21 protein-coding genes are annotated in these 17,358 nt (G+C 66.0%); 11 read left to right on the top strand and 10 right to left on the bottom strand.

Annotated elements, in window-relative coordinates; genetic code table 11:
- Positions 1-2,016: 2,016 nt before the first annotated feature.
- Positions 2,017-2,343: a pentapeptide repeat-containing protein gene (locus tag R4P95_RS33465; RefSeq protein WP_397517746.1), complete on the bottom strand. Its 327-nt coding sequence runs from the start codon at positions 2,341-2,343 to the stop codon at positions 2,017-2,019.
- A gap of 322 nt (positions 2,344-2,665) precedes the next feature.
- Between R4P95_RS33465 and R4P95_RS00235 the strand changes: the two genes are divergently transcribed.
- On the top strand, positions 2,666-2,815 hold the full coding sequence (locus R4P95_RS00235) for a hypothetical protein (RefSeq protein WP_317746823.1): 150 nt from the start codon (positions 2,666-2,668) through the stop codon (positions 2,813-2,815).
- 49 nt (positions 2,816-2,864) lie between these two features.
- A complete protein-coding gene (locus R4P95_RS00230; protein WP_317746824.1) occupies positions 2,865-3,377 on the top strand; it encodes a hypothetical protein in 513 nt (170 codons plus the stop codon).
- Between the two features lie 105 nt (positions 3,378-3,482).
- Here R4P95_RS00230 and R4P95_RS00225 read toward each other — a convergent pair whose 3' ends face one another.
- Together R4P95_RS00225 and R4P95_RS00220 are read right to left on the bottom strand one after the other, a co-directional pair.
- The gene (locus R4P95_RS00225; RefSeq protein WP_317746826.1) at positions 3,483-4,298 is read right to left on the bottom strand and encodes a HugZ family protein; all 816 of its coding nucleotides are present in this window, start codon (positions 4,296-4,298) and stop codon (positions 3,483-3,485) included.
- Positions 4,299-4,330: 32 nt separating this feature from the next.
- Positions 4,331-4,999 carry an SIMPL domain-containing protein gene (locus R4P95_RS00220; RefSeq protein WP_317746827.1) on the bottom strand — a complete coding sequence of 223 codons (669 nt, stop codon included), beginning with the start codon at positions 4,997-4,999 and terminating at the stop codon, positions 4,331-4,333.
- A gap of 143 nt (positions 5,000-5,142) precedes the next feature.
- Between R4P95_RS00220 and R4P95_RS00215 the strand changes: the two genes are divergently transcribed.
- Positions 5,143-5,607 (top strand): NfeD family protein, encoded by a 465-nt coding sequence (locus R4P95_RS00215; protein WP_317746828.1) that lies wholly within the window; start codon positions 5,143-5,145, stop codon positions 5,605-5,607.
- Positions 5,604-6,476 (top strand): slipin family protein, encoded by an 873-nt coding sequence (locus R4P95_RS00210; protein ID WP_213572799.1) that lies wholly within the window; start codon positions 5,604-5,606, stop codon positions 6,474-6,476. Before R4P95_RS00215 ends, R4P95_RS00210 begins: the two co-directional genes overlap by 4 nt.
- Positions 6,477-6,482: 6 nt before the next feature.
- On the opposite strand, the gene R4P95_RS00205 is transcribed toward R4P95_RS00210, so the two are convergent.
- The gene (locus R4P95_RS00205; protein WP_317746829.1) at positions 6,483-7,256 is read right to left on the bottom strand and encodes an IclR family transcriptional regulator; all 774 of its coding nucleotides are present in this window, start codon (positions 7,254-7,256) and stop codon (positions 6,483-6,485) included.
- 227 nt (positions 7,257-7,483) lie between these two features.
- Here R4P95_RS00205 and R4P95_RS00200 point away from each other — a divergent pair, with 227 nt between their 5' ends.
- Together R4P95_RS00200 and R4P95_RS00195 are read left to right on the top strand one after the other, a co-directional pair.
- On the top strand, positions 7,484-8,248 hold the full coding sequence (locus R4P95_RS00200) for a CoA transferase subunit A (RefSeq protein ID WP_317746830.1): 765 nt from the start codon (positions 7,484-7,486) through the stop codon (positions 8,246-8,248).
- Positions 8,245-8,913 carry a 3-oxoacid CoA-transferase subunit B gene (locus R4P95_RS00195; protein ID WP_317746831.1) on the top strand — a complete coding sequence of 223 codons (669 nt, stop codon included), beginning with the start codon at positions 8,245-8,247 and terminating at the stop codon, positions 8,911-8,913. Before R4P95_RS00200 ends, R4P95_RS00195 begins: the two co-directional genes overlap by 4 nt.
- 36 nt (positions 8,914-8,949) lie before the next feature.
- Here the strand turns inward: R4P95_RS00195 and R4P95_RS00190 are convergent, their stop codons facing one another.
- The gene (locus R4P95_RS00190; RefSeq protein WP_317746832.1) at positions 8,950-9,246 is read right to left on the bottom strand and encodes a putative quinol monooxygenase; all 297 of its coding nucleotides are present in this window, start codon (positions 9,244-9,246) and stop codon (positions 8,950-8,952) included.
- A gap of 254 nt (positions 9,247-9,500) precedes the next feature.
- On the opposite strand from R4P95_RS00190, the gene R4P95_RS00185 reads away from it, so the two are divergent.
- A complete protein-coding gene (locus tag R4P95_RS00185) occupies positions 9,501-10,436 on the top strand; it encodes a phosphodiesterase (protein WP_213578151.1) in 936 nt (311 codons plus the stop codon).
- Here the strand turns inward: R4P95_RS00185 and R4P95_RS00180 are convergent, their stop codons facing one another.
- Positions 10,437-10,805: a helix-turn-helix domain-containing protein gene (locus tag R4P95_RS00180; protein WP_317746833.1), complete on the bottom strand. Its 369-nt coding sequence runs from the start codon at positions 10,803-10,805 to the stop codon at positions 10,437-10,439.
- A gap of 84 nt (positions 10,806-10,889) precedes the next feature.
- Here R4P95_RS00180 and ppk2 point away from each other — a divergent pair, with 84 nt between their 5' ends.
- The gene (ppk2, locus tag R4P95_RS00175; RefSeq protein ID WP_317746834.1) at positions 10,890-11,834 is read left to right on the top strand and encodes a polyphosphate kinase 2; all 945 of its coding nucleotides are present in this window, start codon (positions 10,890-10,892) and stop codon (positions 11,832-11,834) included.
- Between the two features lie 25 nt (positions 11,835-11,859).
- Here ppk2 and R4P95_RS00170 read toward each other — a convergent pair whose 3' ends face one another.
- Positions 11,860-13,359 (bottom strand): stealth family protein, encoded by a 1,500-nt coding sequence (locus R4P95_RS00170; protein ID WP_397517747.1) that lies wholly within the window; start codon positions 13,357-13,359, stop codon positions 11,860-11,862.
- Positions 13,360-13,576: 217 nt separating this feature from the next.
- On the opposite strand from R4P95_RS00170, the gene R4P95_RS00165 reads away from it, so the two are divergent.
- Together R4P95_RS00165 and R4P95_RS00160 are read left to right on the top strand one after the other, a co-directional pair.
- On the top strand, positions 13,577-14,101 hold the full coding sequence (locus R4P95_RS00165) for a flavin reductase family protein (RefSeq protein ID WP_317746835.1): 525 nt from the start codon (positions 13,577-13,579) through the stop codon (positions 14,099-14,101).
- The gene (locus R4P95_RS00160) at positions 14,101-14,829 is read left to right on the top strand and encodes a pyrimidine reductase family protein (protein ID WP_317746870.1); all 729 of its coding nucleotides are present in this window, start codon (positions 14,101-14,103) and stop codon (positions 14,827-14,829) included. Before R4P95_RS00165 ends, R4P95_RS00160 begins: the two co-directional genes overlap by 1 nt.
- A gap of 2 nt (positions 14,830-14,831) precedes the next feature.
- On the opposite strand, the gene R4P95_RS00155 is transcribed toward R4P95_RS00160, so the two are convergent.
- The 3 genes from R4P95_RS00155 to R4P95_RS00145 form a co-directional block, all read right to left on the bottom strand.
- Positions 14,832-15,260: a hypothetical protein gene (locus R4P95_RS00155; protein WP_317746836.1), complete on the bottom strand. Its 429-nt coding sequence runs from the start codon at positions 15,258-15,260 to the stop codon at positions 14,832-14,834.
- A gap of 56 nt (positions 15,261-15,316) precedes the next feature.
- Positions 15,317-15,739 (bottom strand): hypothetical protein, encoded by a 423-nt coding sequence (locus R4P95_RS00150; protein ID WP_213572791.1) that lies wholly within the window; start codon positions 15,737-15,739, stop codon positions 15,317-15,319.
- 115 nt (positions 15,740-15,854) lie between these two features.
- A complete protein-coding gene (locus R4P95_RS00145; protein WP_213572790.1) occupies positions 15,855-16,172 on the bottom strand; it encodes an ArsR/SmtB family transcription factor in 318 nt (105 codons plus the stop codon).
- 91 nt (positions 16,173-16,263) lie between these two features.
- On the opposite strand from R4P95_RS00145, the gene R4P95_RS00140 reads away from it, so the two are divergent.
- Positions 16,264-17,319 carry an SDR family oxidoreductase gene (locus R4P95_RS00140; protein ID WP_397517748.1) on the top strand — a complete coding sequence of 352 codons (1,056 nt, stop codon included), beginning with the start codon at positions 16,264-16,266 and terminating at the stop codon, positions 17,317-17,319.
- Positions 17,320-17,358: the final 39 nt, after the last annotated feature.

Raw genomic sequence — 17,358 nt, 5'->3', positions numbered from 1 at the left:
TGGCCTGCGCTTTTAGAATCTCGGACCAGGTCGACTGCGTGGTCAGGTTTGTGGCCAGTCGCCGACGGGCCCGGGTGTTCGAGTGCGCGGCCTGACAATGAAGGCTGACCGCCAGGTTCGTCGTCTTGGCCATCGTCTGCAGGCCGCTCAACTCGAAGTAGCCGCTTCCGTGGCCGTGTCTGATAGTCAGGACTTGTCCAGTCATGAGTTGCCATCGGATGTAATTGCGATCGATCCACCGACCGGATGCAGCAGAGAACTGCTCGACGCCGGCACGATGGTCCGCCCGTCCTCCCCGGGGAGTGCCGGCCAAGTGGGCAACTATCATGAGCGCACCGTCCACGACCTGGGAGCAGTGGCTGTGACCGCGTGGCCACGGCGGTCCGCTACCGCGGTCGTGCTGCCATCCACTTCCCGCCGTCCTGTAGGCCTGGCGCGCGGAGTTCACTGAGGTGATGGCCGCTTCCTGATCCAAAGGGGGACAGGTCTGGGCTGGCGTATCGCGGTCCGGTCGGCGTCGCCTGCTGTCCACGGTGCTCCGCTGGCTGCGTAAGAAAGAGGGGCTCGGTCGTCTGGCGGAAGTGCTGGTCGAAAAACCGCGCATCCTTACGGGGTTTTCCAAATGTGTGCGCGGCGGTATCGATGACTGACGGCTGTCCAGAGGCCCTTTCTCGCCGCGGGTGAGGCCCCGCGACCCGTTCCAGGAGACGCGAATACCCTGTGCCTCGTTTTTGACGGGGCTCGCCGCCATGACCGCGCATGTGTTGGCCAGAGGCGATGAGACTGTGGGCGCATAGAGCACTGCCGCGGCGGTGTCGTCGGTCACACCCACGGGTACGCGCGAGCGCGTCCGCTTGGACTTGCGCAACCTCGGTGTCGATAAACCGGCATGCGTCCCCCTCAGGTGCCTCGGGCCCTCCCCATTGGGGGACCGGATAGACGAGAACGCTACTTCCTGTGGTCGCCTGTGTTTGCTGCAGGGTGGGGGACACGCAGTCCGGGCTTGAGCCGACGAGAAGGACGGCGCACCTGTGTCATTCACGCGATGTACAAGCCCGAATTTCGGCGACAATCGCGTCGCCGTGGTCGTGGAAACGAAGGGGTATCCAGCCAGGGTCGGGTTTGGGTCAGGACTCGAGGTGCAGATCGACTGCCACCGTTACCGGAAGCACCGGGTCGACCTCACGGCTTAAGAGTTGACAAGAAGGGCACGAAAAAGACTCGGACCATCAAGGACTCGCGGTGATTTTGAACCCCCCGGGGTTCGCGGGCCTTGTGTCCGCATTCGACCGAAGGACCAGTTGCGCGGCCACATATCTTGCCAGCTACGTCGAGGGAGGATATACCGCAAGGCCGCGTCACCGGCCGGTTGATCGACAACCCGCGAGTGTTGGGTCTCGCTGGTTCCTCTTGCGCCGGTTCGTTGCCGATAACCGCGGCGAAGCCCACCAACTGCTCGGCGCCGAGGTTCACGACGTCCGGACTCGAGGAGTTGTACTACGTGACCGGCGACGTCGACGGGGTCGAGTTGTGTCACTCGTGCCACGTCACTTCAGCGATCGGAGTGATTGGCCGGCGCCCGAATTCCGTACCGCTGATACGCATTCGCCGGGATTCGTCCCGGGGGCATGCCGGTCATGTGCTCGAGAGATAGGGTCAGACAACCGATACCACGGTCGCGGTATCGGTTGTATCAAATGGGCGGTGAACGAATTGCGACGAGTTCGGTCGCAGTCGGGGGATGTCGGTGCTGCTGGCTCAGCCCATTCGCCTGCCTCAGATTCGGATCCGCACCCACATCGGCGAACGACAGCCCTCCATGACTCCAGCCTCAGCACCCGTACGGCGACCAACCTCAACAGCAGTATGGTGCGCGGCAGCTGCATGGGCAGCAGCCCCTGGCACATCCAGGTCAGAAGTTCGGGCCGGGGTCGGCGATGCAACAGCCGGCGGCGTACGACTACCACCTCGTGACGGGATTGCCGTATCACAAGACGAAGCTCGCTGCCGGGCTGCTCAGCATCTTCCGCCGAGGACGGAGTAGGTGAGGTCCGTGCGAGTGAGGTCGGTGTTGAAAAGCAAGGAGCCGGTGAGGTCCACCCGACCAGGCGCGCATCGGTGAGGTTCGCCTCGCTGAAAATTGGCATCGGTGGGCTTTGCGCTGGTGAGGTCGGCACGTAACATCGAGGCCGCTTGGAAATCGGCACTCTGCAACTGCAGACCCGAGACCTTCTGTTCACGGAGATCAATGCCCCGGAAGGGCCGGGAAGCCCGATGGTCAGAAGTTGACCCGTTCCCGGACGAAACGGAGATTTTCGGCCTGTTCGGCCGGCATGTTGGCATCGGGCTAAGATTTGGCGTTCGCGCTCAGCACGATTGTCGTCGATAGACGCTTGGGCGACGATGAAACAAACCAGCGACGATGCCGGCAACGATCCCGGCGACGATGAGATCGCGAACCCACCAGTAGGGCCCATCGGTGCCCGACGGCGGTGCTGGTGCTGGTGCTGGTGTCGGTGCGGGGGAGGGCGGAGTACTGGGCGATAGAGGGCTTGTCACAAGATGATGATGCTCGACACCCGGTCTCGCAGTTAGCCGAGCCCTCCATGAAGGAACCGGGCGACGGCCCTTGTGCGGCCCTTCACCCGAGCTTGATCGAGCCGCCGTGCAGAACGCCCTGGTGGATGTGCCGGGGGTGGCTGGACGAGGGCTGATCGAGGCGGACGGAACTGTTCAGCTCGGCGACAAGGCAGCGCGCTTCCTAGAGGCGGTGGAATCGCTGTCCGTTGATTCTCGTTGGCCCGAAACGTTCTGACCCGCGGCGACGATCACTTACATGGAAGGGCTCATTCTCTGGAGGACTCATGCACCGCTCAAGTGCTGTCGCCGGCACCATCCTTGCTGTATTCCTCGTGATCGGTGGCTGTTCAGGAGGCCAGCAGCCGAGTGGCGGACAATCGACTGGTGAGAGCGGTAACGCGTCACCGCCGGTGACGATCCCCGCCGACACCACACCCATGACTCCTTTCGGGCAGACGCTCCAGATTGTCAGCGAAGGATTCGCTACGGGGCTCAGCGACTACACGATCGGAAAACCTCGTGTTGAACCCTCCGGCAGGGTGCTCGTTGAGGTCACCATCGCCACCAAACAAGGCACGTGCATCCCGGGCTCCTTCTTTGCACTCACGGACAGTGGCATGAAAGTGGAGAACCTCGACCTCTCCGAACCAGGAATTCTCGACGAATCCGGAGAACTGATCGCAGGGGAACGGCGTCAGGGAGACATCGCTTTCGACGTCCCTCCGGGCTCAACCGTCACCAAAATCGTGCTGTACCACGGCACGTTCAACCCGCCGAAGGCCTACTGGACGGCGTGAACCCGCTCCCACCGATCGATACCGAGTCGTACAACGTCGTCGCGCCGAACTGGACGCGACGTTCGGTGAGGCGCGTAGTCAGTTGGCAGGAAAAATGCGGGCTCGTCAGCGGCCGGACGTATCGACGCCCGCAGCCTGCCGCGTCAGAGCGACTGTCGCCGCTCGCAACTGGTCGGGGGAGTCGAGTGGCTCCGCGTACCCGACTCGCGTCATGGCGGCGCCGCGCGGGGTGACGACGCGCAGGTCCAGCCCGTACCGATCGGCGCCCTCACAGGTGGCGGTGGTGGCGTCCGGGAAGCCACCGAGCGCCTGGGCCATCGACAGCAGCGCGTCGGCGTGGTCGGCGTTGAGGTGCTCGACGGCGCGGCCGGCGTGTGGGGTCACGGGGTCGGGGGATGCCGCCGCATACGCCTCGGCGGTTGCTGAGTCCATTCGCCCGTAACCGCCGACCCACCGCAAGCGCTGGACGCGCAGCACCCACAGGGCGAAGTCGCTGAAGTCGATGTAGACGTGCGCCGCCGGGATGGCTGCCAGGTGCGCCTCGCGTGCGGCGGCGAGTTCGTCGCCTTCCGGGCGATAGACGTATCCGGCGAGGGTGATGCGGGTGCTGGCCAACGGATCGGCAGGAGGGTTGGGTGCGACGATCGCGATACTCGCTCGGGGATTGTGCGCCAGATTGCGACCGTGTTCGGCCATGTGCGACACGCACAGCACGGGGGAGCCGCCCAGCAGACCGTAGGTCACGAACGACGCCCAGGGATCACCGTCGGCGGTAAGGCTGGCGAGGGTGCCGATGTTGGTCGAGGCCGCCACCGTCCGGGCCTCCTCTGCCGCGGACGGGCGGGCCGGATTCACGACCTCCACCAGCGGCGGCGGCACAGTGGGGGCGTCGCCCGGATCTCCGTGATCTAAGTTGGTCATTCCCGAACGGTACGCCCGCATCGAATTCTCGCTCACCATGCCTCGAACCGCGCGTGGACGTCGGCGCTGAGTGTGATGTTCTCCGGCTTGAGTGCGATGGCCTCGTTCGACCCGCCGGCGGCGAAGGCGCGGGCCCCGACACCGCCATAGGACGACCCGGCGTCGACGCCGAGCATGCCGGGGTCGGCGATCGCCACGGGGTGAACGGTGTTGCGCCCCAGACTACGGGCATAGGTTTCGGCCTTCGACTGCGCGTCACGGATGGCGAGTTCCCGCACCTGCACGATGCGGGCCGCCCGACTCTTGCTGGTGAGCGCCCAGTCGAAGTTCCCGACGTTCACCCCTTCGAGCGTGGACACCGAATCGACGAAGCCGCCGACGGCGCCCAGCTGGCTGAACTTCACTTCGAGCGCGGCTTCCGCCCTATACACATACGGCAGCTGGAGACCGTCCTTGTTGTACGGGCGGTGCCGCGAATGTCGGACCTGATCGAGCGACCACCAGTTGATCGGACCGTGGTTGCTGTCGAACTGCGCGTTGATCAGCTCGGTGAGCCGGCTGACGGTGGCCGTGGCCGTCCCGACCGACCGTTCCACGTCGCCCGTCTCGATGCGGACGACGACCGTGACCGTGCACCGCTCGGGCGCAAACGTGGCCTCACCGTGGCCGGCGACTGTGACGACAACAGGGCTCGTATGCATGAGAAGGAGTGTGCCATCCGGGCCGGAAATTGCTGGTGGCGTGACCCCGCGCGCTCGCATACCGTGGATACCGAGGGCCCGATCGCCAGGTGGCTATGCGATGCGGCCGGGCCCTCGCGAAGCGTGATCGTGGGTGATGCGAAATGGCCGCGTTGGGTGTGCTGGCACTGATACTCGGTGTGCTGCTGATCGTGATCGAGGCACACGCACCGACCGCGGGCGTGCTCGGCGGGCTCGGTGCCCTGGCCTCCGCAGCGGGGGTGTGGCTGCTGTTCACGTCCAGCGACACCGCGCAGATGATCGCCGTCCCGGCGGCCGCGGGCGTTGCGGTGGTCGGACTCGGCAGCGCGGCCGTGATCGGCCGGAAGGCATTGTCGGCGCGGCGCATTCCCGTCCGCTCGGGCCCGCAATCGCTGATCGGCACCGACGCCACGGTTCGAAGCTGGGCCGGGCGACAAGGACAGGTGGAAACGGCCGGGGGACTGTGGAAAGCGCAGACCCAATTCGGCGACGACGAGGAACCGACCGCCGGTGACGCCGTCGTCGTCGAACAGATCCGCGGCCTCACCCTCACCGTGCGCCGCCGCGAACCGTGGGAGCTGTTATGACCGAACTCGTCGTCATCCTGTGCGTCGTCATCATCCTGCTCGCCATGCTGGCGAGCAGCTCCATCCGGGTGCTCCGCGAATACGAGCGGGGCGTCGTGTTCCGGCTGGGCCGGCTGATCGACCTTAAGGGTCCGGGCCTGGTGCTGCTGATCCCGGCCATCGACCGCATGGAACGCGTCAGCCTGCGGACCGTCACACTCAAGATCCCGGTGCAGGAAGTGATCACCCGCGACAACGTGCCTGCCAAGGTCACCGCCGTCACCTACTTCCGGGTGATCGACGCAGACCGGGCCATCGTCGAAGTGGAGGACTTCCTTTCCGCCACTTCGCAGATCGCGCAGACCACGCTCCGCTCGATCCTGGGCAAGGCCGACCTCGACGCCCTGCTGTCCGAGCGCGAACGGCTCAACGAAGACCTGCAGCAGGTGATCGACCAGCAGACCGAACCGTGGGGCGTGAAGGTCACCACCGTCGAAATCAAGGACGTCGAGATCCCCACCAACATGCAGCGGGCCATTGCCCGGCAGGCCGAGGCCGAACGCGAACGCCGCGCCAAGGTGATCAACGCCGAGGCCGAATTCCAGGCGTCTGCCAAGCTCGCCGAGGCCGCCGACGTGATCAGCCGCAACCCCACCACCCTGCAGCTGCGCTACCTGCAGACGCTGGGGGAGATGGGAGGCGACAACAACTCGACAATCGTCTTTCCATTGCCGCTCGACCTGGTTCGCCCGTTCCTCACCACCCCGACTGCCGACGGGCAGGACAAGGCACAGCCGGGCGAACCGTCGCAACTGGAGGCCAGACCCGACGTCGACCCGATGCGGGCCATGACGCGACCGGAACCTGTAGCGCACCCGCTGCGCAACTGAACTGACTCACGCCCGCGACTGCAGTAGTTGCGAGAGGACGTGCGCCTGCTCGAGGAGGAGGGTGCCGAGTTCGGGATGGCGTTCGGGGCGGAAGCGGGTCTCGACGCCGGTGAGGCTCAGCGCCCACGCCGGCCGGCCGTCCCGGTCGAACACCGCCGCACCCATGCCCCAGCTTCCCTCGACGATCAGACCGGGGTTGACCGCGTACCCGGTGTGGCGGGTGAGGGCTATGCGTTCGCGGAGTGCGTCCGTGCTGTGGTTCTCGCCCCAGCGTGCGGAGAGGTCGGTGCGCGCCAGGTACTCGTCGATGTCGCGGTCGGGGAGATGCGCCAGAATCGCCAGTCCCGCGGAGGCGACGCCGAGCGGAAAGCGGATGCCCTCGTGGAGGACGTGGGAGCGGAGGGGGAAGCTGCCGTCCTCGGCGGCGATGCACACCGTTTCGTCGCCGCGCCGCGCCGAGAGGAAGGCGCTCTCCCCGGTGTCGCGGGCCAGTCGGTCGAGGACGCCGCGGGCGTGCCGGGTGATGTCGTAGCGGGTCGCGGCCGCCGCGCCCAGCAGATACAGCTCCGGGCCGAGGGTCCACCGGCCCGTCCTCGCGTCGCGGTCGAGGAGGCCCTCGTCGGCCAGCGAAGACAGCAAGCGGTGCGCGGTAGGACGGGCCAGTCCGGCGGCGCGCCCGAGCACCGTGGTGGACGCGCCGGCGGGTTCGTGTGCTCCGACCGCCCGCAGCAGCGCACCCACCCGTCCGACCACGTGCGGTCCGCGTGTCTCCTCCGTCATGAGGCCATCATAGCGTTCACTCAGTGAACGCTCGGCGCTCCGGTGTCCAGGCTGTGAACAACCTTGCCGAACTCCTTGAAACGTGAGGAAGAGCACGCTCTACTAGGGCTTACGCGTTCACGACGGCGGTCAGTGAAGCCCGCCAGTCGTGACACTCAGCGTCTGATGGATGAACGCACAGATGTCAACACCGGCTCGGAGGTCGAGCGGTAGCGAAGGGAGACACGATGACAGGAAAGGTTTCCGAGTCCGCGGCAGCGGCGGTCGCGGGCATCACCAGCGGCTCGTCACTGGCGGTAGGAGGGTTCGGGCTCTGCGGCATCCCCGACGCGCTCATCGCCGCCCTCGAGGAAGCGGGCGTCGACGAGCTCGAAGTGTTCTCCAACAACTGCGGAGTGGACGACCACGGGCTCGGAATCCTTTTGTCGGCGGGCCGGATTCGCCGCGTCACCGCGTCGTATGTGGGGGAGAACAAGGAGTTCGCCCGGCAGTACCTGGCCGGGGAACTCGAAGTGGAGTTGACCCCGCAGGGCACCCTCGCCGAGCGGCTGCGGGCCGGCGGCGCAGGCGTCCCCGCCTTCTTCACCCCGGCCGGTGTCGGCACCCCCATCTCGGACGGCGGCATGCCCTGGCGTTACGGCCACGACGGTTCCGTCGCCATCGCGTCACCGCCCAAGGAGACCCGCGTCTTCGGGACCAAGCGGTACGTGCTGGAAGAGGCGATCAACGCCGACTTCGCGCTGGTCCACGCCGCGATCGGCGACACCGACGGCAACCTCGTCTTCGACAAGACGGCCATGAACTTCAACCCCCTAGCCGCGATGGCGGGCAAGGTGACCATCGCCCAGGTGGAGACCCTCGTCGAACCCGGCGAGATCGACCCGGCACACGTGCACCTGCCGGGAGTGTTCGTCCAGCGGATCGTGCACACCGGACCCCAGAACAAGCGAATCGAAAAGCGCACCGTGCGCGCGGAAGGACGCCCCTCGTGACCACACTTGCTGCCACCGGCTGGAACCGCGATCAGATGGCGCAGCGCGCCGCCGCCGACATGATCGACGGCGAATACGTCAACCTCGGCATCGGGCTGCCGACCCTCATCCCCGGCTACCTCAACGACGACGTGCGGGTAATCCTGCACTCGGAGAACGGGATCCTCGGCACCGGCCCGTACCCCACCGAGGAGGCCGTCGACGCCAACCTGATCAACGCCGGCAAGGAGACCGTGACCGTCAATTCCGGTGCCGCCTTCTTCGATTCGGCGTTGTCCTTCGGCATGATCCGCGGCGGCCACATCGACACGGCGGTACTCGGCGGAATGCAGGTGTCGCGCACCGGCGACCTCGCCAACTGGATGGTCCCCGGCAAGATGGTCAAGGGAATGGGCGGGGCGATGGACCTGGTGCACGGCGCCGAACGGGTCATCGTCGTGATGGAACACACCGACCGCGACGGCAACCCCAAGATCGTCGACGCGTGCACCCTGCCGCTCACCGGCCAGGGAGTCGTGAACCGGATCATCACCAACCTGGCCGTGATCGACGTACTCGGCGACGGCACCCTGGCCCTGCGTGAACTCGCGCCCGGGGTGACCGTCGACGACGTGCAGGCCGCGACGGGCCCCACCCTGATCGTCGACCTGGAGAACGCTGCCTGATCGGCACTCCAGTTCGACGACCCGCGGGATCGGGATCTAGACGCTGTCGTCGACCGTGTACTTCGTGAGGACCGGTGCGCCGGCCAGCAGAGGTCCGAGGTCGGTGATGGCGCCCGGTCCCGCGCGGAAGGTGCGGTAGGCGGCGTCGTGCTCCTCCGACTCCCACTTCTCGATCAGCAGCCAGCGGGCAGGGTCGGCGGCGTCGACGAGCACCTCGACGCCCAGGCAGCCGTCGAACGCGCGGGTGGCCTTCAGCTCGCGGTTGAAGATGTCACGGGCAGCGTCCACGGACTCCGGCTTGAACTTCAGTTCCAGTGTTGCGGTGATCGGCATCTGGTCTCCTCGAAATCGATCCAAATAATATGACGTCGATCACGATAGAGAACGCTTCCTCAACCGCGGTGGGCGGGCAGTCGATCAGCCGGATTTCTTCTGCGCCAACCGGTACGCGGGATCGTCGTGCCACGTTCACCCGGCGTCCGTCCGGCGTGCCCCTCGACGTTGCCTGCACGCACTTGTCTAGTGTGAATACCCAGCGGGAGTCCGCCTGGCTCCTGTCCCTCCGGGCGAGCGGAAGCGAGAGACCGATCAACGGTACCGAGGCAGCCGACCTACGTACGGCCGAGTATCCACGGCCGTCGCACTTCGTGCTCCATCTCAGCGACACGCATCTGGTCGACGAAACCCTGCTCTACGGGGCCGTCGACAGCGAAGCCAAACTGCGCCAGATCTTCGCCGAGGTGGAGGCATCCCACGCCGCACCGGACGCTCTGGTGTTCACCGGCGATCTCACCGACAAAGGTGAGCCGGGCGCCTACGAGAAACTGCGCGACATCGTGGAACCCGTCGCGGAGTCGCTCGGTGCGCAGGTGATCTGGGCGATGGGCAACCACGACGACCGCGGTCATTTCCGGACCGCACTGCTCCGGGAGGAGCCGTCGTACGCGCCGATCGACCACGCCTACGACGTCGACGGCCTGCGCATCATCACCCTCGACACCACCGTCCTCGGACACCACCACGGCGAAATCGAGCAGGACCAGCTGGATTGGCTCGCGGCGGAGCTGGCCGTTCCCGCGCCGCACGGCACCATCCTGGCGCTGCATCACCCGCCGGTTCCGTGCGTCCTCGACCTGTCGGTCCTGGTGGAGCTGCGTGACCAGCCGCGACTCGCCGATGTGCTCCGCGACAGCGACGTCCGGGCCATCCTCGCCGGGCACCTGCACTACTCCACGACGGCCACCTTCGCGGGCATCCCCGTCTCCGTCGCCTCCGCCACCTGCTACACCCAGGACCTCAACGTTCCGGCGGGTGCGCTGCGCGGGCAGGACGGTGCGCAGGGCTTCAACCTGGTGCACGTCTACCCGGAAACCATCGTCCACTCCGTGGTCCCGCTGGGCTCCTACGACACCGTCGGCGAATACGTCACCGCCGACGAGACCGCGCGCCGGCTCGCCGACAAGGGTGTGCGCATCCCGGATGCCGGGGAGGACTTCATCCAGCGCCCGACTGTTCGGGTGTAGTCAGCTCCGACGCGGAAACTGCTCCCGGTGCGCCAACACGTCGGAGAGCCGGAACCGGCGATGGGTGCCGCGCATCTCGATGGGCAGCGCCCCCGAATCGGCGAGCCGGCGCACATACGTGTCCGAGACACCGAGAACCTCCGCCGCCTGCGAGGTGGTGAGCAGATCCGCCACCGTGCCGAGCGCGAGGCTCTGGCCCTCGCCGAGCAGCGCGAGCAGTTGGACGACGGCATCGCGGATGGGGGCGGGTAGTTCGACGCGGTCGACGGTCACCGTGGGAGTGGCATCGCCGGCAAGTGCGGCGAGGACCGACCGGAGCTCCGTGAGAGTGTCGGCGCCGAGTGCAGGAACGATGTGGTCGATGCTCATGCTGGACGCTCTCTGCCGGAGGGATGGACGTTCTACGATCTCATGAGCTGCGCCGGTGAGCCGCCAGGGCGGTAGCCTTTCACTGTGGACGAGCTGCACGATTCCAACCGATTCGAAGCCGCCGGGGGCAACGACATCGATGTGACGCCGGAGATCGACGAGATCGGTGAACTGCTGCGCAAGTCCGGCCGCAAGCGGGGCATCGCCGAAGTGGACGAGCCGTGGAAGCACGGATACCCGTACGACGAAAAGATGACGCGCCGCCAGTACGAGGCCCGCAAACGCAAGCTGCAGATCGAACTGCTCAAATTTCAGGCCTGGGTGAAGGAGAACGGCGAGAAAGTAGTCATCCTCTTCGAGGGCCGCGACGCAGCCGGTAAGGGTGGCGCGATCAAACGGTTCACCGAACACCTCAACCCTCGTGGTGCGCGGGTGGTGGCGCTCGAGAAGCCCACCGAACGCGAGCGCACTCAGTGGTACTTCCAGCGGTATGTCCAGCACCTCCCGGCGGGCGGTGAGATCGTCCTGATGGACCGGTCCTGGTACAACCGCGCCGGCGTCGAACGCGTCATGGGGTACTGCACCCCCAACGAGTATCTGGAATTCACCCGGTCGGCCCCCGAGTTCGAACGGATGCTGGTGCAGTCGGGCATCCGCGTCCTGAAATTCTGGTTCTCGGTGGGCAGGGAAGAGCAGCACGCCCGGTTCGTGGCCCGCAGCACCGACCCCGTCAAGCAGTGGAAGCTCTCACCCACCGACCTCGCGAGCCTCGACAAATGGGACGCCTACACCGAGGCGAAAGAGGCCATGCTCTTCTACACCGACACCCCGCACGCGCCGTGGACCGTCGTGAAGTCGAACGACAAGAAGCGGGCCCGCATCGAGGCGATCCGGTGGGTGCTCCACAAGTTCGACTACACCGGCAAGGACGAGAAAGTGGTGGGCACGCCCGACCCGCAGATCATCGGCCCACCCGCCACCGTCTACGACGAGGGTGAGCGGCCAGGAGACTCGATCCCCGCGGTCTGACGGAGCCTCCCCGGGGGGCGGTCGCTCAAGCCCCGGTCTCCCACGGCGCCGGGATGGGGAAGTAGCTTTCCAGGAAATCGGTGACCCTCTTGGTGCGCAATTCCAGGTCGATCTCCGGTGCGCTGCCGTCGTTGAGGCAGAAGAAGTCCATGGACCGCTTGGCGAGCAGCGAATCCATGTCGCGCAGTCCCGCCTTGACGGTGGTGTCGACGTACTTCACGCGCGCCGACGTCTGCACCACCGCGCGCCCGCTCATCAACGCGTAGTAGTGATACAGCGAGTTGGTCACCGAGATGTTGGAGCTGGCGCGGAAGGTGCTGGCCGCGGTGGCGGCGAACTCGTCGGGGAACTCCTTCTCCATCTCCTCGAGCACGCTCCGGCGGAGCGGGGTGGCGGCATGTTCGAGGTGCCGGGTAGTGGTGACCCCGAAGCGGTTCTGCAGCAACCGCCTGTTGACGCGGGCTGCATTCTCGAAACCACTGCGTTGTTCGTCGTTGTGGCCCAGCCCGATTCGGGTGGTCGCCTCGATGAACATGCTGATCCCGCCGGGGGAGAAAAACATCTCCGGTCCGACGGGGCGGCCGAAGAACATGTCGTCGTTGGAATACAGGAAGTGCTCCGACAGGTCGGGGATGTGGTGCAGCTGGCACTCCACCGCCTGCGAGTTGTGGGTGGGCAGCACCGACGGATCTGCGAAGAATTCCTCGCTGGGCACGAAGGTGACGCGGGGGTCATCGGCCAGCCACGCCGGACGATCGGAATCGGTGGCGACGAAGATGCGGCGAATCCACGGCGCGTACATGTGGACCGAGCGCAGCGCATACTTCAGTTCGTTGATCTGCCGGAACCGGGCCTCTGAGTCGTCGCCCTCGCCCACCACATAGTTCTGCATCCGCTTGGCACGTTGCGCCTGAAACTCTTTGGACGATCCGTCCACCCACGAGAACACCAGATCGATGTCGAAGTTGATGTCGGAGGCGTGGTCGGCGAACATGTTCTCGATCGTCGGCCACACCCGACCGAACCGCTCGACGGTGCCGCGGACCGCTTCTTCCGGCCGCACGATGTGGCGGGTCAGCGAATTCTCCATGGGAAGTACGATCTCGTCGGCGGCAAACTTCCACAGTTCGATCTGCACACCCGTCGCCGCCCCGTAGCTCAGGCCGCTCGCCACGTGCACCCGCGGACGGAACAGCCGGAAGATCCGCGCCTTCGAGTTCGCGGACAGGGCGCCGTCGGCGACGAGAACGGCCGAACCACGCCCCGAATCGACGGTTTTCGAGTAGAACGGGCGGTTCCGGCACGCGGCCACGAGGGCGGTGCGCAACTGCTTACGCAAAGCCCAGTCGACCGCGATCACCGGACGTTCGTCGTTGCCCCGCACCAGCAGATAGTCGATGCCCGCGCCGTCCAGCACGCCGCGGATGAACAGCAGATCCTCCACCATCGCCTCGTGCGGCGTCGTGGTGGTGATGGTCAGCGCGAAGCGACCCTTGACCCGCACAACATCGGGTCGGTGTTCCAACCTGGACTGTGCCGCGGCGGAAACGTGAGCGACGGCGTCGCCGCTCTCCTGCTCGGGTGGAACCAGGTAAACATCGTGCGGAGCAGAAGAATGAGTAATCGTGGGGGCCTTTCAGGTGACGGCTGCGAGTGCGGCGAGGCCTATTCTATGCCCTGAACCGGCGTTCCGAAGGACGGCGGCCTGCGTAGCTTCCGCCCCAATCTGTTAGACAGGGTAAATGCCGCCTAACGGGAATTCCGATACGACGCAGCACGACGCCGGACAGGCGTTCGAGGATGTCGTCGCGTTGCTGAACTATCCGATGTTCGTGGTCACCACCCGCTGGGAAGAGCAGCGGTCGGGGTGCTTGGTCGGGTTTGCGTCGCAGGTCAGCATCAACCCGCCGCGATTCTTGGTGGGGTTGTCGAACAAGAACCACACCTACGGGGTCGCGGTGAACGCCGAACACCTCGCGGTCCATCTGCTGACCCGGGAGCACCTCGCGCTGGCGACTCTCTTCGGTGAACAGACCGGTGACGAGATCGACAAGTTCGCGCAGTGCGAGTGGCGCACCGGCCCCCACGGGCTGCCGATCCTCGCCGACTCCGCGGCCTGGTTCAGCGGCCGAATCCTCGAACGCCTCCAGCTCGGCGATCATGTCGCGTTCCTCCTCGCACCCGAAAGCGGCTCGGCGCCGGACGATCTGGGTGAACTGATCACCTTCTCGGACGTGCGGGACCTCGAACCCGGACATGAGGCATGATGCCGACCATGCGCACACTGAACATGGGCACGGACGAGGTGTCGGCCGAGGAGTTCTACCGCGACCCACCCGACGGAGTCCGGGTGAACATGGTGGCCAGCCTGGACGGCGCCGCTGCTTTCGACGGCCGGGTCCGGCCGCTGTCGGATGCGGTGGATCACCAACTTCTGCGCGCCCTGCGCACCTACGCCGACGTGGTTCTCGTCGGAGCCGGAACCATCCGGGCAGAACGCTACGGACCGGCGGTGCTCACCGAGGAGCAGTCGCGCTATCGGCTCGAACGATGGGGCCAGGACGCACCACCGCCGATCGCCGTCGTGACTCGCACCGGAAACATTCCGCTCGACACGCCGTTGTTCACCGGGGACGTGCGGCCGCTCGTCATCACCTCGCAGAGAACTGCGACCGAGCGCGGCGCAGCACTCGAAGAGGCCGCAGACATCGTGGTCGCGGGCGAAGACACCGTCGAGATGCCCTCCCTGATCGCTGCACTCCGCGACCGCGGGCTCCGCCGGATTCTGTGCGAAGGAGGTCCGACGCTGCTGGACGACCTCGTCATGCACGACCTCGTCGACGAAATGTGCCTCACCGTGGCGCCGAGGCTGGCCGGACCACAACCCCAGCAGGCGACCGCCGGCCCCACCCTGACAGCGCCGCGCACGCTGTCACTCCAGCACGTTCTGACCCACGACGACTTCCTGTACCTCCGATACGGCCGGGTTCGCTGAAGTCAGTCGACGACGGTGAAGAATGAGTCGCCATCCTCCGCGGCGCCGTCGATCTGTCCCCGGTCAGTGCGCGAATCCTCGACGATGACACCCTCCACCACATCGGCATGCTTGGTGCCCAGCACCGGGATCACGATGTCGTCCTCCCCGTCGATGATGCGGTCGACATCCTCGGACAGCTGATCGTCGGGCAGCTCGGCAATCGGAATGTCGAGTTGCTCCTCGAACGCGACGTCGGGCTCCTCCTCGGCCAGCTTCTCGTCCAGCGACTCGCCCTCGCGCTCCTCCCGCGCCGTGGTACCGAATTTGTCGGCCTCACTCCAGCCGTCGGGAGGATCGACCACATCGTCTCCGTCGTTGTTGCGCACATCGTCGGAGTCGAGGCTTTCGCTGGGACTCAGCGTGTCGCCGGGGCCGTCTTCGATACTCATGGTGCAGAAATGCCCAGTTCAGGCGCTCTCGAAACGCGGCGATGGGGAAACCGACGTCATCGCGAAGGTGTGACCGGTGCGGTGCTCAGCGTCTCCAGAGCTGCAACCTGAGCCGGTGACCAAGGCGCCGAACCACGACGGCTCGAATCGAGCTGAACGAGTGTGGCGGTCACCTCGGCGGCCTGCGTGCCGTCCTGCTCGATCCCGATCTGCAGGGTGAGCGACGTGGTGCCGATCCGGGCCAGGGTGACGTCAACGTACGCCTCCTCCGTGAACAGTTCGCGGCCGAAGTTGCTGACGACGTTGACGACGGCGGTCTGCGTGACCGGGTCGAGGAGATCGCCGCACGCCTCACGGAGCGCTCGAACCCACGCTGCGGCGGCCGCCTCGTGCGCGACGTGGAACGGCACGTGCCGGCTGATGGACGCCGGCGCGTCGGGGGCCGCGCGGTTGTGCAAGGTCGTCGTGTAGCGGGGCATGCTCCGGACACTACCCAGCACCGGCGGCGACCCTCGCCCCCGACTCCGTCTCGGCGAACCAGGACCGAAGTCGACCTCATTCCCTACTAGTGTCGAATCGACGTGAAGGCGGCGTTCAGAGTTCGGTGCGGATGTGGTCGGCCAGTCGGGCGATCGTCTCCTCGTCGCGGCGGTAGTGGGTCCACTGGCCGATCCGATGGCTCGTGACCAGTCCGGCGCTCTGCAGGGCGGCCATGTACTGCGAGGCCGTCGACTGCGAAACCTCGGCCCTCGCCTGGATGTGTTTCAGGCACACGCCCACCTCTTCGGCTGGTTCGAGCTGCGGGGGAAAGGTGTCCGGCTCCTTCAGCCACTGCAGGATGCGCACGCGGGTCGGGTTCGACAGCGCTTTGAAGACCAAGGCCAGGTCGGTCGGGTCCGGATGTTCACTCACGTTGTCCATCGTACCGCTATATCGCAATTTTCCGATATGTGTGCTTGACTCGGTATATCGCAACTTCGCGATATACCGATAGGAGTGAGTGATGACGAAGCGCAGAGTGGCAGTGGTCGTCGGTGCGCGCGGGGTGATCGGCGGCAATCTGATCGACCATCTCGAGGCGACAGGGGAGTGGGACGTCGTCGGACTGTCGCGACGGGGCGGACTCGACACCGACCGGGTGCGGCACATCGCGGTCGATCTGCTCGACGAGCGCGACGCCGCCGACAAGCTGGGCGAACTGCGCGACGTGACCCACATCTTCTACGCTGCCTACCAGGACCGCCCGTCGTGGGCGGAGCTCGTTGCGCCCAACGTCGCGATGCTGGTCAACACCGTGAATGCGCTCGAACCGATGGCTGCGGGACTCGAGCACGTCAGCCTGATGCAGGGCTACAAGGTCTACGGCGCCCACCTCGGGCCGTTCAAGACGCCGGCGCGCGAGAGCGACCCGCCGCACATGCCGCCCGAGTTCAACGTGGATCAGCAGCAGTTCCTCGAGGACCGCCAGCGCGGCAAGCGCTGGACGTGGTCCGCGATCCGTCCGTCGGTCGTATGCGGGTTCGCGCTGGGAAACCCGATGAACCTCGCGCTGGTGATTGCGGTTTACGCCACGATGTCGAAGGAACTCGGAGTGCCGCTGCGGTTTCCGGGTAAGCCCGGCGCGTACACGAGTCTGATCGAGATGACCGACGCAGGACTGCTGGCGGAGGCCACCGTCTGGGCCGCGACCACGCCCGAGTGCGCCAATCAGGCGTTCAACATCAACAACGGCGACCTGTTCCGCTGGGAAGAGATGCTGCCGAAGATCGCGGACTTCTTCGAACTGGACGTCGCGCCGCCGCTGCCGATGTCAATGGACGTCGTCATGGCGGACAAGGAGCCGGTGTGGAAGGACCTAGTCGCGAAGCACGGGCTGAAACCCACGCCGTACGAGGATGTCTCATCGTGGGCGTTCGGTGACTTCGTCTTCGGCTGGGACTATGACGTCATCGCCGACGGGTCCAAGGCGCGCAGGTTGGGTTTCCACCGTTACGTCGAGACCGAGCAGATGTTCCTCGACATCTTCCGCGACCTCCGGGCCCGGAGGATCATCCCCTGAGGGCGGCCGCGGTAACAGCACAGCCGGCGTTTGCGACGT

Origin of the sequence: Rhodococcus sp. IEGM 27 (assembly GCF_033142305.1) — a bacterium.
GTDB lineage: Bacteria > Actinomycetota > Actinomycetes > Mycobacteriales > Mycobacteriaceae > Rhodococcus_F > Rhodococcus_F oxybenzonivorans.
This window is presented reverse-complemented; position numbering and strand designations above follow the sequence as displayed.

Bases quoted from the DNA above. Each gene is read 5' to 3' on its own strand.
- R4P95_RS33465 (WP_397517746.1), bottom strand. From the start codon at position 2,343: ATGCCAACATGCCGGCCGAACAGGCCGAAAATCTCCGTTTCGTCCGGG.
- R4P95_RS00230 (WP_317746824.1), top strand. From the start codon at position 2,865: ATGCACCGCTCAAGTGCTGTCGCCGGCACCATCCTTGCTGTATTCCTC.
- R4P95_RS00225 (WP_317746826.1), bottom strand. From the start codon at position 4,298: ATGACCAACTTAGATCACGGAGATCCGGGCGACGCCCCCACTGTGCCG.
- R4P95_RS00220 (WP_317746827.1), bottom strand. From the start codon at position 4,999: ATGCATACGAGCCCTGTTGTCGTCACAGTCGCCGGCCACGGTGAGGCC.
- R4P95_RS00215 (WP_317746828.1), top strand. From the start codon at position 5,143: ATGGCCGCGTTGGGTGTGCTGGCACTGATACTCGGTGTGCTGCTGATC.
- R4P95_RS00210 (WP_213572799.1), top strand. From the start codon at position 5,604: ATGACCGAACTCGTCGTCATCCTGTGCGTCGTCATCATCCTGCTCGCC.
- R4P95_RS00205 (WP_317746829.1), bottom strand. From the start codon at position 7,256: ATGACGGAGGAGACACGCGGACCGCACGTGGTCGGACGGGTGGGTGCG.
- R4P95_RS00200 (WP_317746830.1), top strand. From the start codon at position 7,484: ATGACAGGAAAGGTTTCCGAGTCCGCGGCAGCGGCGGTCGCGGGCATC.
- R4P95_RS00190 (WP_317746832.1), bottom strand. From the start codon at position 9,246: ATGCCGATCACCGCAACACTGGAACTGAAGTTCAAGCCGGAGTCCGTG.
- R4P95_RS00180 (WP_317746833.1), bottom strand. From the start codon at position 10,805: ATGAGCATCGACCACATCGTTCCTGCACTCGGCGCCGACACTCTCACG.
- R4P95_RS00165 (WP_317746835.1), top strand. From the start codon at position 13,577: ATGCCGCCTAACGGGAATTCCGATACGACGCAGCACGACGCCGGACAG.
- R4P95_RS00160 (WP_317746870.1), top strand. From the start codon at position 14,101: ATGCCGACCATGCGCACACTGAACATGGGCACGGACGAGGTGTCGGCC.
- R4P95_RS00155 (WP_317746836.1), bottom strand. From the start codon at position 15,260: ATGAGTATCGAAGACGGCCCCGGCGACACGCTGAGTCCCAGCGAAAGC.
- R4P95_RS00150 (WP_213572791.1), bottom strand. From the start codon at position 15,739: ATGCCCCGCTACACGACGACCTTGCACAACCGCGCGGCCCCCGACGCG.
- R4P95_RS00140 (WP_397517748.1), top strand. From the start codon at position 16,264: ATGACGAAGCGCAGAGTGGCAGTGGTCGTCGGTGCGCGCGGGGTGATC.